Origin of the sequence: uncultured Dokdonia sp. (assembly GCF_947492815.1) — a bacterium.
In the GTDB taxonomy this organism is placed as follows: Bacteria; Bacteroidota; Bacteroidia; order Flavobacteriales; family Flavobacteriaceae; genus Dokdonia.
On sequence record NZ_CANLOB010000008.1, the window covers coordinates 144,761 to 158,749 of the forward strand.

13 protein-coding genes are annotated in these 13,989 nt (G+C 33.7%); 8 read left to right on the plus strand and 5 right to left on the minus strand.

The window, feature by feature from the left end:
- Position 1: 1 nt before the first annotated feature.
- Positions 2–862, minus strand: a complete 861-nt coding sequence (gene nadC, locus Q1A01_RS10290) for a carboxylating nicotinate-nucleotide diphosphorylase (RefSeq protein ID WP_299679920.1) — start codon at positions 860–862, stop codon at positions 2–4.
- Between the two features lie 229 nt (positions 863–1,091).
- Between nadC and rlmH the strand changes: the two genes are divergently transcribed.
- Positions 1,092–1,565, plus strand: a complete 474-nt coding sequence (gene rlmH, locus Q1A01_RS10295) for a 23S rRNA (pseudouridine(1915)-N(3))-methyltransferase RlmH (protein ID WP_299679923.1) — start codon at positions 1,092–1,094, stop codon at positions 1,563–1,565.
- Between the two features lie 18 nt (positions 1,566–1,583).
- On the opposite strand, the gene Q1A01_RS10300 is transcribed toward rlmH, so the two are convergent.
- Positions 1,584–2,426 (minus strand): hypothetical protein, encoded by an 843-nt coding sequence (locus Q1A01_RS10300; protein WP_299679926.1) that lies wholly within the window; start codon positions 2,424–2,426, stop codon positions 1,584–1,586.
- Positions 2,427–2,757: 331 nt separating this feature from the next.
- Here Q1A01_RS10300 and Q1A01_RS10305 point away from each other — a divergent pair, with 331 nt between their 5' ends.
- From Q1A01_RS10305 to Q1A01_RS10320, 4 genes are all read left to right on the plus strand, one after another.
- Positions 2,758–3,270: a hypothetical protein gene (locus Q1A01_RS10305; RefSeq protein WP_299679929.1), complete on the plus strand. Its 513-nt coding sequence runs from the start codon at positions 2,758–2,760 to the stop codon at positions 3,268–3,270.
- A 632-nt stretch (positions 3,271–3,902) separates the two neighbouring features.
- Positions 3,903–4,709 (plus strand): ATP-binding protein, encoded by an 807-nt coding sequence (locus tag Q1A01_RS10310; protein WP_299679932.1) that lies wholly within the window; start codon positions 3,903–3,905, stop codon positions 4,707–4,709.
- Positions 4,709–5,386, plus strand: a complete 678-nt coding sequence (locus Q1A01_RS10315) for a response regulator transcription factor (protein ID WP_299679935.1) — start codon at positions 4,709–4,711, stop codon at positions 5,384–5,386. Before Q1A01_RS10310 ends, Q1A01_RS10315 begins: the two co-directional genes overlap by 1 nt.
- Before the next feature lie 592 nt (positions 5,387–5,978).
- The gene (locus tag Q1A01_RS10320; protein WP_299679938.1) at positions 5,979–6,593 is read left to right on the plus strand and encodes a short-chain dehydrogenase; all 615 of its coding nucleotides are present in this window, start codon (positions 5,979–5,981) and stop codon (positions 6,591–6,593) included.
- Between the two features lie 162 nt (positions 6,594–6,755).
- Here Q1A01_RS10320 and Q1A01_RS10325 read toward each other — a convergent pair whose 3' ends face one another.
- Together Q1A01_RS10325 and Q1A01_RS10330 are read right to left on the minus strand one after the other, a co-directional pair.
- Complete coding sequence (locus Q1A01_RS10325; RefSeq protein ID WP_299679941.1) at positions 6,756–7,376, minus strand: glycoside hydrolase family 19 protein; 621 nt, start codon at positions 7,374–7,376, stop codon at positions 6,756–6,758.
- A 2-nt stretch (positions 7,377–7,378) separates the two neighbouring features.
- Positions 7,379–8,173, minus strand: a complete 795-nt coding sequence (locus Q1A01_RS10330; RefSeq protein ID WP_299679944.1) for a hypothetical protein — start codon at positions 8,171–8,173, stop codon at positions 7,379–7,381.
- A 258-nt stretch (positions 8,174–8,431) separates the two neighbouring features.
- On the opposite strand from Q1A01_RS10330, the gene Q1A01_RS10335 reads away from it, so the two are divergent.
- The 3 genes from Q1A01_RS10335 (at position 8,432) to Q1A01_RS10345 (ending at position 12,062) form a co-directional block, all read left to right on the plus strand.
- A complete protein-coding gene (locus Q1A01_RS10335) occupies positions 8,432–9,010 on the plus strand; it encodes a non-canonical purine NTP diphosphatase (RefSeq protein ID WP_299679947.1) in 579 nt (192 codons plus the stop codon).
- A gap of 177 nt (positions 9,011–9,187) precedes the next feature.
- Entirely contained in the window at positions 9,188–11,164 is a 1,977-nt protein-coding gene (locus Q1A01_RS10340; protein WP_299679950.1) for a DEAD/DEAH box helicase, read from the plus strand.
- Positions 11,165–11,252: 88 nt separating this feature from the next.
- Positions 11,253–12,062, plus strand: coding sequence for a carboxypeptidase-like regulatory domain-containing protein (locus Q1A01_RS10345; protein ID WP_299679953.1), 810 nt, complete (start codon positions 11,253–11,255; stop codon positions 12,060–12,062).
- Between the two features lie 51 nt (positions 12,063–12,113).
- Here the strand turns inward: Q1A01_RS10345 and Q1A01_RS10350 are convergent, their stop codons facing one another.
- Positions 12,114–13,973: an ATP-binding protein gene (locus Q1A01_RS10350; RefSeq protein WP_299679956.1), complete on the minus strand. Its 1,860-nt coding sequence runs from the start codon at positions 13,971–13,973 to the stop codon at positions 12,114–12,116.
- Positions 13,974–13,989: the final 16 nt, after the last annotated feature.

The window sequence follows — 13,989 nt, forward strand, 5'->3', positions numbered from 1 at the left end:
CTTATACTGCTTTCAAACTTAAATCTAAATTATATACAGAATGCGTTAAAGCGCCACTAGAAATATAATCTACACCACATAAAGCATACTCACGTATGGTCTTTTCATTAATACCTCCCGATGATTCCGTAAGGCATAAATCACCTATACGTCTCACTGCCTCTCTAGTATCTTCATAATTAAAATTATCTATTAAAATACGATACACATAGGTATGACTTTTTAAAATTTCATCTATTTCATCTAGATTACGTGCCTCTACAATTATTTTAAGATCACGATTTGTTTCTTTTAAATAAGCTACTGTTTTCTGAATCGCTTGTGTAATGCCTCCTGCAAAATCAATATGATTATCTTTAAGCATAATCATATCATATAATGCAAATCGGTGGTTTTCTCCACCTCCTATTTTTACAGCCCATTTTTCTAATGCGCGTATCCCAGGAGTAGTTTTACGCGTATCTAAAATCTGCGTTTTTGTTCCTTCTAATAAATTGACAAAAAAGGCCGTTTTTGTTGCGATAGCGCTCATACGTTGCATAGCATTCAATACTAATCGTTCGGCTTTTAGAATAGACTGTGAAGGTCCTTTTACATAAAAGGCTATATCGCCGTATTTCACACGACTCCCGTCTGAAATATGCTCTTCCAATTCGAGTAAAGGATCTACGTAAGCTAATACCGCTTTCGCGAAAGCTACCCCAGCAAGCACCCCTTCATCTTTGACTAATAATTTTGCCTTACCAACTGCCGTTGAAGGAATACAGGCTAACGAACTGTGATCACCATCACCTACATCTTCACGTATGGCATTTTCAATAATACCTTTTATTTCTTGATCAAATTGCGTTTGAGAAATCATATATATAACTAGTTTATGTAAAAATAAGGAAAGCACTACAAATAACGAATAATGAAATACGAAATACGAAATACGAAATACGAAATACGAAAATTATAAAACTATTTTTTGAATATGAAAAAGAAACACATTAAGCATAAACTTTGAAACCTGAAACCTGAAACCTGAAACTAAGTACTCAAAACTAACTATTAATAACATTCAGCGTAAGAATTAGTATTTTTATCGCATGAACATCAAACTGCTTTGCATAGGAAAAACAGACGATAAACGGCTACTTGCACTCATTGAAGAGTACACTAAACGTTTGAATCATTATATCAAATTTTCGATAGAGATTATTCCTGATATTAAAAATGTTAAAAACCTCAGCGAGACCCAACAAAAAGAAAAAGAAGGGCAGCTTATTTTATCAAAAGTAGGATCTCAAGATCATCTGATTCTTCTAGATGAAAACGGTAAAGAAATGAATAGTGTTGGCTTTTCTCAATATTTACAGAAAAAAATGAACGGAGGATACAAAACACTCGTTCTTGTCATAGGCGGACCTTATGGGTTTTCCGAAACTGTATATAAAGCCTCACAAGGTAAAATTGCTTTATCGCAAATGACATTCAGTCATCAGATGGTACGTTTATTTATTACAGAGCAACTCTACAGAGGTTTTACAATTCTTAAAGGAGAGCCGTATCATCATAGATAATTGTTCAAGCATAAATATTTATTCCGTACAATACACTTCAGTTTTATGTTTTCCTCTTACATAAATGTATCTATGCCTACGTATCACAAACTCAGACAATCCAATATTTGATGGGTTATCAGGGCTCCAATCATAGGTATAACCTAATTGTGTCCATGGATATCCATATTCTTTAAATTCGGTATCTGTACAATCATTATACTGTACAGCACGTGTATGATTAAACCACATTCGATACTCCTCAGTAACATTCTCTGGTATATTTAAATCACAAACAGTATCATCTGTCCCATTATCTGGACATGGTCGATATATATCTTCGGGTTTTACCCATAATTCTAAAAAGAAGGTTTCTTTTGTAAATGGCTGTAATCCTAATAATTGACGTAAACGCATAATAGGATCTTTTTGTGTTTTAAAAAAGCTTCTACAACTATCCTTTATAATAGGCGCTAATGTCACCCATATATCATAACCTTGGGTACTATCTATTCCCTTTTTTGAGTAATTACCAGGATGTGATTTCCAAGAAACTACCTGTATGTGGCGTTCTCCATTAATAAGTGTATCTATAAGATTAGGATTTCCCTCTATAGGCAAGAGTTTTGTATAACGTTCTTCAGGAGTTGGGTTTTGCGCATCGATAATTGCTTTTTCAAAAAGATGTCCTAAATAAGCAACTTGTGTACTATCATATCCAGGATGCAGATTTTTTTTCTTTGTTGTAATTTTTGAACTAGTGACTGCTTCTTTTTTGGTCTCTATATGTTTTTTGCATCCCACAAAACTGATAATAAACAGTACCAAAAAAACAAAAACAATAAATAGTCGTAAAGAAGATATCTTATAGTTAGCATTCATAATCGTATATTCTTACTAAGGTTATGATATTGCAAATGTATTACACTACTAGTTTACATTTACAGGTACTTCTACGGGAAAACCACAGCTAACTAAAAGACACTTCTGGATAAAGGCCTTCGAAGCAGTCATGATCATCAAAACACTGCAACACTTTAATCTCATGCGCTTTAGTATGCTATGTTTTACAGAAAATTAGTGAGCAAAACACTAGCTTAGAAAGCTATTTAAAAACAGCACCCCGTAAAACTACCTGTTTTTAAAAAAAATGTTTTTTAATCAAGCATTTTTAGCGAACTTGGAGACTTATTAACCAAAAACCTCTAAACTAATGAGTAACATTATTAAATTATCAGACGCAGAAAATTGGACGCTAAAATGGCAAAATGAAACCAAAGGACAAAATCACTGTAATGCATTTTTAGTGCCTGTACAAGATCTTTTAGGAGCACTCTCAGAAATGGGAATTCTTTCTATAGATGGAACTGGTAATATCAAAGGACATTATACCGATACTCAAGAAGAAAAAATTCGCACCTACATGGCGATAGATGAAACTATAATTACCACTATAGACAAAACATATCCTCCCGGAGAGACTAGAGATGAAGCGCTAAAAGATGCAGGTTGGGGAGAAAAATTATTAGTTGTAGGTACTGTAAAAACAACGACAGTAAATAAATCTGGCAATATTATTTATGAAGATATAGTAAAAGATGAAAAAAATGGAAGTGGCGGTACTGCTAGATACCCCAGCGGTGTTACACTAAACGGTAGTGGAGTTTATGATTTTACAGCTCCTTGCCCAAATGATTGTGATCCTAATAGTCCGTTAAATCACTAAATTTATCAGAGAAAAATGACAGAATTCATAAACGATTTCATTAAATACTTAGGTATTCTGTTATTACTTATAAATTTTATTTTATTCACAAAAAGCCATAGGCATTATAAAAACCTTATGGCTTTTAACATCTTATACATTTATATAATAATAAGTTTATCATTATTAACGATTACTAATGTTTTCAATGAACTTAAAATACGCAACTTATATTTATCTCATTTTTATTTTATTTTTCAATACGTCTTAATTTCTATATTTTACATCATTTTATTTAGAAATAATGATCAACGTAGATTTATTCAAATTTTATTTATTTTAGTAATTTTAACTTTAGGTATACAATACGTAATTTACCCTCTTAACTTTTTTAAATTCAATTTATTAGAAATATTTCTAACTTCATTTCCTTTAACAATATATTCTATAATTCACTTATATAATTCATTAACAAAAAAAGGAGTTTATTTATATTTTAATGCTGCCATCTTAATTTATATTACTGCTACTACACTCATATTTATTCTAGGGAATTATATTACTGGTGTAGAAATAGATAAGACAATAGCTAGAAATATTTGGTTTATCCATAAAATTTTATACTTAGCATTTTTAACATTAATTCTTTTAGAATGGAAAAACAGTTTCTCTTCATACAAGATCAAAACTCGATCATAGCAGCACTTGCCTATGGGATTATATTCCTGGTCTTATTGACTACGGGACTGCTCTTGTTTTTCCATTATTCAAGACGCAAGATCATCCAAAAAGAGCTTGAAAAAGCAGCTTTAAAACTAGAGCACCAAAAAACAATCTTACAAGCTACCATTGCCACCCAAGAAGAGGAACGCAAGCGTATTGCTCAAGATTTACACGATGCCATTAGTGCACGTTTGAATGTGGTAAGCCTTACTACCAACTTATTACTAGATGATGATACCATCAACGAAGAGCAAAAAGTATCACTAGAGCATATTTTGGGAGTCACGACAACTACACTAGAAAGCTCTCGTAAAATTGCTCATGACCTCCTCCCTCCTATCTTAGATAAATTTGGACTAAAAGTTGCTCTTGAAGAACTCTTTGATGATTTTATAAAAAGCCAACAACTACAGATCAAACACGATATAGACGAACTAGAGTTTCTAAGTAAAACGAATAACTTACACGTATTTAGAATTGCGCAAGAACTTATTAATAATGCTGTACGTCATGGAGATGCCAGTCGTATGAATATACAATTAAAAAAAGAAGGAGAAAACCGCTTCATATTTACATGTAAAGACAATGGGAATGGCTTTGATGTTAAGAAAGTAAGAAAGCAATCTGGGATTGGTTTACAAAATATCAATAGCAGAGCTGCCATTCTAGAATGTGACTTACACATAGAAAGCGAAATAGATAAAGGAAGTTTATTCACGATACAATCAAAAAAATAATGAGTAATCAAATAAAATTAGCCCTTGCAGACGATGAATTATTATTCAGGCAAGGCTTACGCGCTATTTTAGCCAGAGAAAAAGAGTTTGACGTACTTTTTGACGCCACAGACGGACAAGACTTGATGGATCAGTTACGAGCTAGCGACAACCTACCAGATGTCATTCTTACTGACCTTAAAATGCCAGAATTAAACGGTGTAGAAGCTACAAAATTAATACACAAAGAATTTCCAGAGGTAAAAATTATCGCCTTAACAAGTTACTTCAGCAAACCTTTTATTGTGAATATGATTTCTATAGGTGCTGTGGCCTATCTAGCCAAAAACAGCAGTCCTAAATTAATGGTCAAAACCATTAAGGAAGTTTATGAAAAAGGATTCTATTACGACACTCAAGTACTCAAGTTTATTCAGGAAGGACTTCTAAACCCTTCTGAAAAGAAGTTGAAATCCAACTTTGACACTACCTATTTTACAAAAAGAGAAAAAGAGGTCTTAGAACTTATTTGTAAACAACACACTACCAATGAAATTGCAGAAGCCCTGTTTATTAGTCCACGCACGGTAGAAGGTCACCGTAATAATTTGTTACTAAAAACTGAATCTAAAAACATCGCTGGTCTCGTAGTATATGCTATCCAACACAAAATAGTAGATTTAGACAGTAAGTTTTGAAATTAAAATATAGTGCACAGAAGTAAGAGAAGAGATTAAAAAAATAGAGTAACACTCTAAATTAGAGTGTTACTCTATTTTTAATTTTAACTTCTAGATATCATTAAGATACTTTTTAGGACACCATCAAGAACGTGTGAAGTGGTATAAATATCAAAAAATAAATCTTTAAAGTTTAAATCTTGGAATTTAAAGTTCTAATTACAACCTAAAAAACACTTCCCAACTCCTCTTTTTTCCAAGGTGAGTATTCAAAGTGTCAATCTGAACGCAGTCAAGAAAAAATTTATCAATATCATCATAGGTCCAAATACTTTAAACTACAACTCTTTACTACGTCCTTCAACCAGCATTACATACGACGTATTGAAGTATTAAAGACACCACTCTTCTGAAAGATAATACTCTTAATATCAGCTTAAATAGAATTAAAATCAATTATTTTCAGGACTCATAGAGGATTCTTTAACGTAACATCCTAACCTAAAATACGTCTAATTACAAAATACTTCCTTTTTTTAGTAATTTATTAGTATGAAATACGTCTAGTATATAGTATTTTTACAGTTCCTAAATTGATAATCAATTTATAATGAATCCTACAAAAACAAGAAAAAAGAGTCGTCTGCAATTATTGCATCAGTATTATAGCTATACAGGATTTTATAGCTTTATTAAAGATGCCTTAAAAAAAGCAGTACCTGCTATTCTTATTGTTGTTGGGATTTTATTACTTATCAATTATTTCGTTATTGATGTAAATACAGCATTGACATACGTTATTGATAATTATTCTGATCTTACTATTATCCTTACGTTTCTTTTATCTGAATCTATATTAGGGATTATTCCTCCTGAACTATTTATTGCGTGGAGTGGCAAAACAGCAACACCTCTTATAAGTTTAACGTTGCTAGCTACCATGTCATATCTAGGTGGTATTTTTTCGTTTTTTATGGGTAAAGGAATTACTAAAATTCCTGCAGTACATGAGTATCTAGAAGTACGAATGAAAAAGCACATCAAGAATACCCGTAAATGGGGTGGTCTTATTATTGCTGTAGGAGCCTTACTTCCTATTCCATTTGCAATGACAAGTATAGCCGCAGGAATGATTAAGTATAAGTTTACGAATTACTTATTATTTGGCGCTTTACGTTATATACGTTTTTATGCGTATGCCCTTGTTATTTTCAAACTTGTATAAGTTAAGAAGGTAATTTACCATACGTTTTGTGTTATTCTTTATAAACCCTACTGTAGGCAATTTCGCGAAAGCGGAAATAGTCACAACGAGATCATACTACTAATAAGTAGTATTCCAATAAAACTATAACCCTATATAATAAGCAACTTCGCAGTAGCCTTACTATGAGATATTGTATAACTTTTTATACTCATCTAGAAAATGCTGTCTATGTTCTAAGCCATTAAATCCTCCGTTGATGAGTTTTGTTACCATATGGATATCATCCGTATCGGCATATCGATTGATTCTTCGTTTTTTCCAAAACCAACACGCAGAAGATAATGCCCATTCGGGTTGTACCACCAAGTCTGGATGAGATACAAAGTCTTGCCCAGTTGCATCAGAAAACGATTTATAGTTAGCTTTCCCAGTTAATTGTATCAAACCACGACCTCTAAAACGCCATCCATCACCACTCGCTTCACTTCCATTACCAATTCTATTAGCATATACCTTATTAGCTATTTTTTCAGGTTTTCTTGCATAGCTTTCGGCAGCTACCAATGTAGGAAAATACTTCCTAAAGACAGCATACAATGCTTTAGCTGAATAATTTAAATTTTCTGATACATATTTAAAACTCCCGCTCTCATGGGATATTTGCGCTAAAAAATGTGCTTTACGTAACGGTGTATTTATCTCATACTCATTCAGTATTGCTTCATAAATATCAAGATAGGGCTCTATGTTTTTCCAACTTACATCCGGTATAACTGTTTGAAATTGTTCTTTTGTAATCATAATTATTGTGAATTAGAGGGTGCAAATATGGCCTTAAGACGATCTATAAGCCCTTGTAATACACTAAATATGGCATCCGAAGAAAAACCTCCTATCAGTGCAAGAACACTTTTATTGAATAAATTAATGCTCTCTGGATCTTTCGTGTAGAAATTAAGTATCTCAGACATAATAAGTCCAGAAATAACTCCTAACACAATAAGTGCAATATAATAGATCGTATCTTCTGGCACTAGATTTCCATTTTTAACCGAAGTACTTACATTTTTAAGTAAATAAAATACGACCCCAAGTCCTGATATAGAAGCGAGGTAAGCAAGATTAAGCAATAAAGAGACACCATGATTATTCATAACCCCAAGATCCAAAGATTCATTATTAACATCTTCTGTAGATCCTGTAACAATAAATGTTACTAAAAAAATAATGGCCAAAATAATTAGATTACGTACTAACGGTAACTTGCTAAAAAGTGATTTGTCAATATTTTTCTCTCTTAACTTTTTAGTAAAAGCAATAGATTTTGGAGTAGCGGGTGCTATATTTTTACACAACATGTTATGCGCATTCACTAAATTATCTACTGAACAATTTTGTATAAGATTTACTACATCAGTATTAATAGTAATACCATTATATACTGCAAATGAGAGCATTTCATTAATCTCTTCACTCATTTTTCCTTTAACCTCATCAGAAATACCATACTTCTTTTGAGTATCCTTGGTTGTAGGAGTTGCTTGAGATGATGTTGCAGTAGTATCTGCTGTTGGTGTTGTTTTAGTGGTTGTTGCCATGAATGAGGGTAGCTTTTATTTGCTTATAACCAAACTTACTTTAATCATACCCCACATTTAAAGGGGTTCTTATCTGTTTTTAAAATCAGGTATTATTACGGTATTCTAATTATTTAAAAATCAGTAGTGTCCTTAATTTATAAGTTTTGGATACTAGCGCCTAATATATTAAAAATACACACATCATTTTAAATACATAACCCTATAACTTTTTAGCTTTCTCTCGTATCTTAGCATTTCGATTAGAGAACCACAATTATGACACTTGTTTTTGCCACAAATAATCCTAATAAACTTAAAGAAGTCCAATCGTTATTACCTGATTCTATTCAATTAAAAAGTCTAGAAGATATAGGATGTACCGAAGATATTATTGAAGATGCTCCTACCATAGAAGGGAATGCTTTACTTAAAGCAAATTATGTAAAAGAAAAATATGGATATGATTGTTTTGCAGATGATACGGGTCTTGAAGTCACATCATTAAACGGAGCACCTGGTGTATATTCTGCTCGCTATGCAGGTCCTCAAAAAAATGCATCAGACAATATGAACAAACTACTCATTAGTTTGGCAGTTCAAACAGATCGAAGCGCGCAATTTAAAACGGTTATCGCTTTCGCGAAAGCGGACAAAACCTACACCTTTGAAGGTATTTGCAAAGGTCAGATCACAAAAGAACGTCATGGTAATGGCGGTTTTGGTTATGATCCTATTTTTATGCCAGACGGTTATGATGCAACATTTGCACAAATGGCACTAGCGCTAAAAGGAAAAATAGGTCACCGAGGAAAGGCAGTTAGAAAGTTTATAGACTATGTCAATAGTATTGATTGATCTTATTTTTCAACTTAAATAGTGGTAATCCATTAATTAAACGTACTTTTGCACCTTCAAAACCTCAGGGTGAGGTTTGTATCGATACATAATCGGTACACATGTGTTGATCGAAGCAAGTGGTTTTTTTACGTCGTTGCGCTTCCTACAGCACACTAACGTATTAAAATATATCAAATGACATTTGATCAATTAGGCTTAAACGAGCCTTTACTTCAAGCTATTGAAGACATGGGGTTTGTAACCCCTTCAGAAATTCAAGCAAAAGCAATTCCTACATTACTTGAAGAAGAACAAGACATGGTAGCGCTTGCGCAAACCGGAACAGGAAAAACAGCTGCTTTTGGCTTTCCATTATTACAAAAAATAGACGCTTCAAGTCGCACAACACAAGGACTTATTATTGCGCCTACTCGTGAGCTTTGTTTACAGATTACAAACGAGATGAAATTATATGCAAAACATATAAAAGGATTACGTGTTGTTGCTGTATATGGCGGAACAAATATACAAGAGCAAGCTAGAGAAGTATCAAAAGGAGCTCAAATTGTAGTAGCTACTCCTGGACGTATGCAGGATATGATGCGTAGAGGCATGGTAGATATTACAAAACTAAGTTACTGTGTATTAGATGAAGCAGATGAAATGCTTAACATGGGATTCTATGAGGATATCACTACGATTCTAGCAGATACTCCTGAAGATAAACTAACATGGTTGTTTAGTGCAACTATGCCTAGAGAAGTTGCTCGTATTGCAAAAGAATTTATGGTAAATCCTCTAGAGATTACTGTAGGTTCAAAAAATGAAGGCGCAAAAAATGTATCACATGAGTTTTATGTAGTACATACACGCGATCGTTACCAAGCATTAAAACGTCTAGCCGATGCAAATCCAGACATATTTTCTGTGATTTTTTGTCGTACTAAAAGAGATACCCAAAAAGTAGCAGAACTTTTAATAGAAGATGGCTATAATGCTGCTGCGCTTCACGGAGATTTAAGTCAGAATCAGCGTGATCTTGTGATGAAGAGCTTTAGAGGAAGACAAATCCAAATGCTTGTCGCTACAGATGTTGCCGCTCGTGGTATTGATGTAGATGATATTACACACGTAATCAACTACCAACTTCCTGACGAAATAGAAACATACACACACCGTTCTGGTCGTACAGGTCGTGCCGGAAAGACAGGTACTTCTATGGTTGTTGTGACTAAAAGTGAGATGCGTAAAATCAAACAACTAGAAAAAATTCTAGGCAAAAAGTTTGAGCAAAAAACAATTCCAGATGGAAAAGAGATTACACAAGTACAACTTTTTCATCTTGCAAATAAAATAAATAATACAGAGGTTAATCATGAGATCGATAGTTATCTTCCAGCAATAGAGGAAGTACTTGAAGATCTTTCAAAGGAAGAATTGATCAAGAAAGTATTTTCTGTAGAGTTTACACGTTTCTTTAATTATTATAAGAAAGCAAAAGACCTTAATCAAAATGCGGTTGCTGCTTTTAAAGAAGAATCTGGAGATACAACACGTTATTTCATTAATGTAGGTCGTAAAGATGATTTTGACTGGATGAAGTTAAAAGACTTCTTAAAGGAAAAAACAGGACTTGGACAGGATGGTATTTACCGTGTAGACTGTAAAGACAGTTTCTCATTCTTTAATACAGATACAGAACATAAAGAAAAAATCATTGCGCTATTTGAAGACTTTACATTAGACGGACGTCGTGTAAGTGTAGAAGAAACACAAGGTGGCGGTGGCCGTGATCGTAAGCGTGGTGGTGGAGATCGCAGACGTAATGATCGTCGTGGCGGCGGTGGTAGAGATCGTCGTGGCAGTAGTTTTAAAGGAGGTGGAGATCGCAGAAGAAATAATGATGATAGACGTGGTGGCGGAGATCGACGTCGCAACAGTGATGATCGTTCTCGTGAAAATAGCTCTGATGGTAGACGCCGTCGTAATGATGCAGACAGACCTTCTTATAGTGGTTCTGAAGGAGGAGGAGGAAGACGTCGTTCTTCATCTTCATCAGAAGATCGTAGACCAACACGTGCAGAACGTGGTGGCCCAAGATCTCCTCGTAGATCTAATGAGGGAGGCGCTTCAAATTCCCCATTTTCAGGAAAGAGAAGACGTCGTAGCTAAATAGAAGGAATATTTAATTGTTATATTTATGGTAAAAATGTAGTTTTGGCTAGGTTTTAGCGACATAATCCATAAATTAACACCCGCTATGAGAAGATTATTATTTATATTACTACTGTTAAGTGGATTAACAAGCGTTCATGCGCAAGATGATACAACACCTACACAGGAAAAGGATTCGGTTGCTACGCTACAGAAAGGCTTTATCAATGGATCAGTTTTAAGCTCATCTACAGATCAAGCATTACAAAATGTAAATATTGTAAATCTTACCAACCTGAAAGGAGCTATTACTGATAACAAAGGAGAATTTGTAATCAAAGCTCAAGCAGATGATACGTTATTTTTCTCTTACTTAGGGTATAAAACTTTACAAGTACGTGTAAGTGCCGATTGGATAAAGTACGGGAATGTAAAAATAAAAATGACAGAAGTAGGAATTGCACTGGAAGAAGTAGTCGTTCAAGAAATTCAATTGACTGGTTACTTAGAGATAGATGCAAAGCGAATTCCTATTTATAATAACTCTCGCTTTAGTATTTCTGGATTGAATACAGGATATGAAGGTGGTAAATCACAACCTGGAGCAGTTTCTAAGGTTATCAATGCTATTTTTAATCCTGCCGATTTACTCTATAATCTCTTCGGAAAAAAACCCGAGCAACTCAAGAAGATGCGAAAAATGAAGGAAGACGACAAAGTACGTAATCTTCTAGAGAAAAAATTTGACAGAGAAACCTTAGTAGCTTTACTTCAAATAGACAAAAACGACATAGACGCTATTTTGAACAATTGTAATTATTCTGACAACTTTATTGTCACTGCAAATGACCTTCAAATTCTGGATGCAATCAGTGAATGTTATGAGGAGTACAGAGTACTGCAAAGAAAAGATTAAATTAAAAATAAAAGATATCAAACTAAAAATCTCGCTCAAAAAGCGAGATTTTTAGTTTGTAGGAATCGTAATAGTGATACAGGTTCCTTCTTCCGGTTGACTATCCCAATGTATGGTTCCTTTTAATATTTCGACGCGACTATTAATACTTTTAATGCCTAATCCCGCTTTCGCGAAAGCGTACTCATACTCAAAACCAACCCCATCATCTTCTATCATAAGATGTACTTGATCTTCATATCCAATTAATTGTAACAAGATGGTTTTTGCACCTGCATGTTTCTGAATATTTGAAAAAATCTCTTGTACTAATCGGTAAATCATGACTTCTTTATTTTTAGGAAGCTCAGGAAGCGCTCTGATCTCTAAAGTTGCTTCATACCCTTGTTGCGTTAGGTATTCTACCATATCTTCTAACGTACCTACAAGCCCTGAAATAGATAGCGAGTGTGGAATCATATTATGAGATATTCTACGCACTTCCATACAGGATTCATCTATCAGATTTGCTGTTTTTTCTCTCATCTCTATTGTACTTTGATCTAACATGCAACCCTTTAACACTGTAAAATGTGCTTTTACAGTACTCAAAAGCCCCCCAAGACTATCATGCAAATCTTGCGCTATACGAAGTCGCTCAGACTCTTGCCCTTCTATCATGCTATTCATAGAGATTAAAAGATTTTTTTGCTCTACCTCTTTCAGTTCTTTTTCTTTTAAGATGACTTCTTGAGACGCAATCATTTTCTGATATTTTAATCTCTTCTTAAAAAACAAATAGGTCCCTATAAGTACGATTCCTAAAGTCACTAAAAGATATATGATAAATTTACGCTGCTTATCTCTTTTTATAATAACAAGTTCTTGTTGTGCTATTTTACGCTCTTTTTTTTCGCTTTCATAACGTTGCATTGCATCATTAAGGCTCTCATTACGCTTCTTATCATTAACAGAATCTTTTAAGATGTTGTATTTTTTGAATAATACAAGTGCTTTTTCTGGTTGTGCTTCTTTTTCGTAGGCTTTAATTAAATCTGGTAGTATATCATAGACACTTTCCTGAAAATTACCTTCTTCAAATTTATCATACGCTGTTGTTAATATAGATAAGGCTTCCTTAGTATTTCCTTGTTGCAGATTAACTTGTCCTAAGCCTCCTAAAGCTGTATAATAAATCATTGTATTAGACGCTGCGTCTACCTTTTCTATCAATCCTTCATAGGTTTCTTTTGCCTTGTCATATTGCGCAGATTTTCTGTAAAAATTTCCCAAGTTACATTCTGACAAGTATTTGTACACCCAATTATTCTGACCAGCGCCTTTCTCCATGTACTTATCTATATTTGCTATAGATGCTAGAAGCAATTCTATTGCTTTATCGATATCATTTTTATGATCTCCGTAAATACTAGCCGCATTTGCCTGACCAATAGCGAGTCTTCTTAAATCTTCATTCTCCTTACTTAGTGCTATTGTTTGATTAAAGTATTGTAATGCAAGATCTGCTTCTCCTTGTTTTTCATATACACTTCCTATAGAACTATACACAGAAGGTAATCGTTGTTTTTCTCCAAGTTCTTCAAAGTAAACAGAGCTTATTAAATAATTTTCTATGGCATTGCTAAACTTATTAAGCTGAAAGTTTGCATTGGCTATGTAATAATACGCGATACCTTGCCGTATGGAGTCATTTATTTTTTGAGCATATTCTAAATATTTGATGGCATAGCCATGTGATGCTTTTTGATCTGCATAGTAATACTCTCTACGTAGCCTGTTATAGGCGTCCATAACTAATGTATCATTGGTCTCTGTAGCTACTACTTGTTTTAAACTATCGACTACTTTAGCATCTTGACCATATAATAGATGACTAGTTACAACAAACACTAAAAACAAAAATATCCTCAAAGAATTAGTTTTAAAA

Coding starts and splice junctions, on each gene's coding strand:
- nadC (WP_299679920.1), bottom strand. CDS start 862: ATGATTTCTCAAACGCAATTTGATCAAGAAATAAAAGGTATTATTGAA.
- rlmH (WP_299679923.1), top strand. CDS start 1,092: ATGAACATCAAACTGCTTTGCATAGGAAAAACAGACGATAAACGGCTA.
- Q1A01_RS10300 (WP_299679926.1), bottom strand. CDS start 2,426: ATGAATGCTAACTATAAGATATCTTCTTTACGACTATTTATTGTTTTT.
- Q1A01_RS10305 (WP_299679929.1), top strand. CDS start 2,758: ATGAGTAACATTATTAAATTATCAGACGCAGAAAATTGGACGCTAAAA.
- Q1A01_RS10310 (WP_299679932.1), top strand. CDS start 3,903: ATGGAAAAACAGTTTCTCTTCATACAAGATCAAAACTCGATCATAGCA.
- Q1A01_RS10315 (WP_299679935.1), top strand. CDS start 4,709: ATGAGTAATCAAATAAAATTAGCCCTTGCAGACGATGAATTATTATTC.
- Q1A01_RS10320 (WP_299679938.1), top strand. CDS start 5,979: ATGAATCCTACAAAAACAAGAAAAAAGAGTCGTCTGCAATTATTGCAT.
- Q1A01_RS10325 (WP_299679941.1), bottom strand. CDS start 7,376: ATGATTACAAAAGAACAATTTCAAACAGTTATACCGGATGTAAGTTGG.
- Q1A01_RS10330 (WP_299679944.1), bottom strand. CDS start 8,173: ATGGCAACAACCACTAAAACAACACCAACAGCAGATACTACTGCAACA.
- Q1A01_RS10335 (WP_299679947.1), top strand. CDS start 8,432: ATGACACTTGTTTTTGCCACAAATAATCCTAATAAACTTAAAGAAGTC.
- Q1A01_RS10340 (WP_299679950.1), top strand. CDS start 9,188: ATGACATTTGATCAATTAGGCTTAAACGAGCCTTTACTTCAAGCTATT.
- Q1A01_RS10345 (WP_299679953.1), top strand. CDS start 11,253: ATGAGAAGATTATTATTTATATTACTACTGTTAAGTGGATTAACAAGC.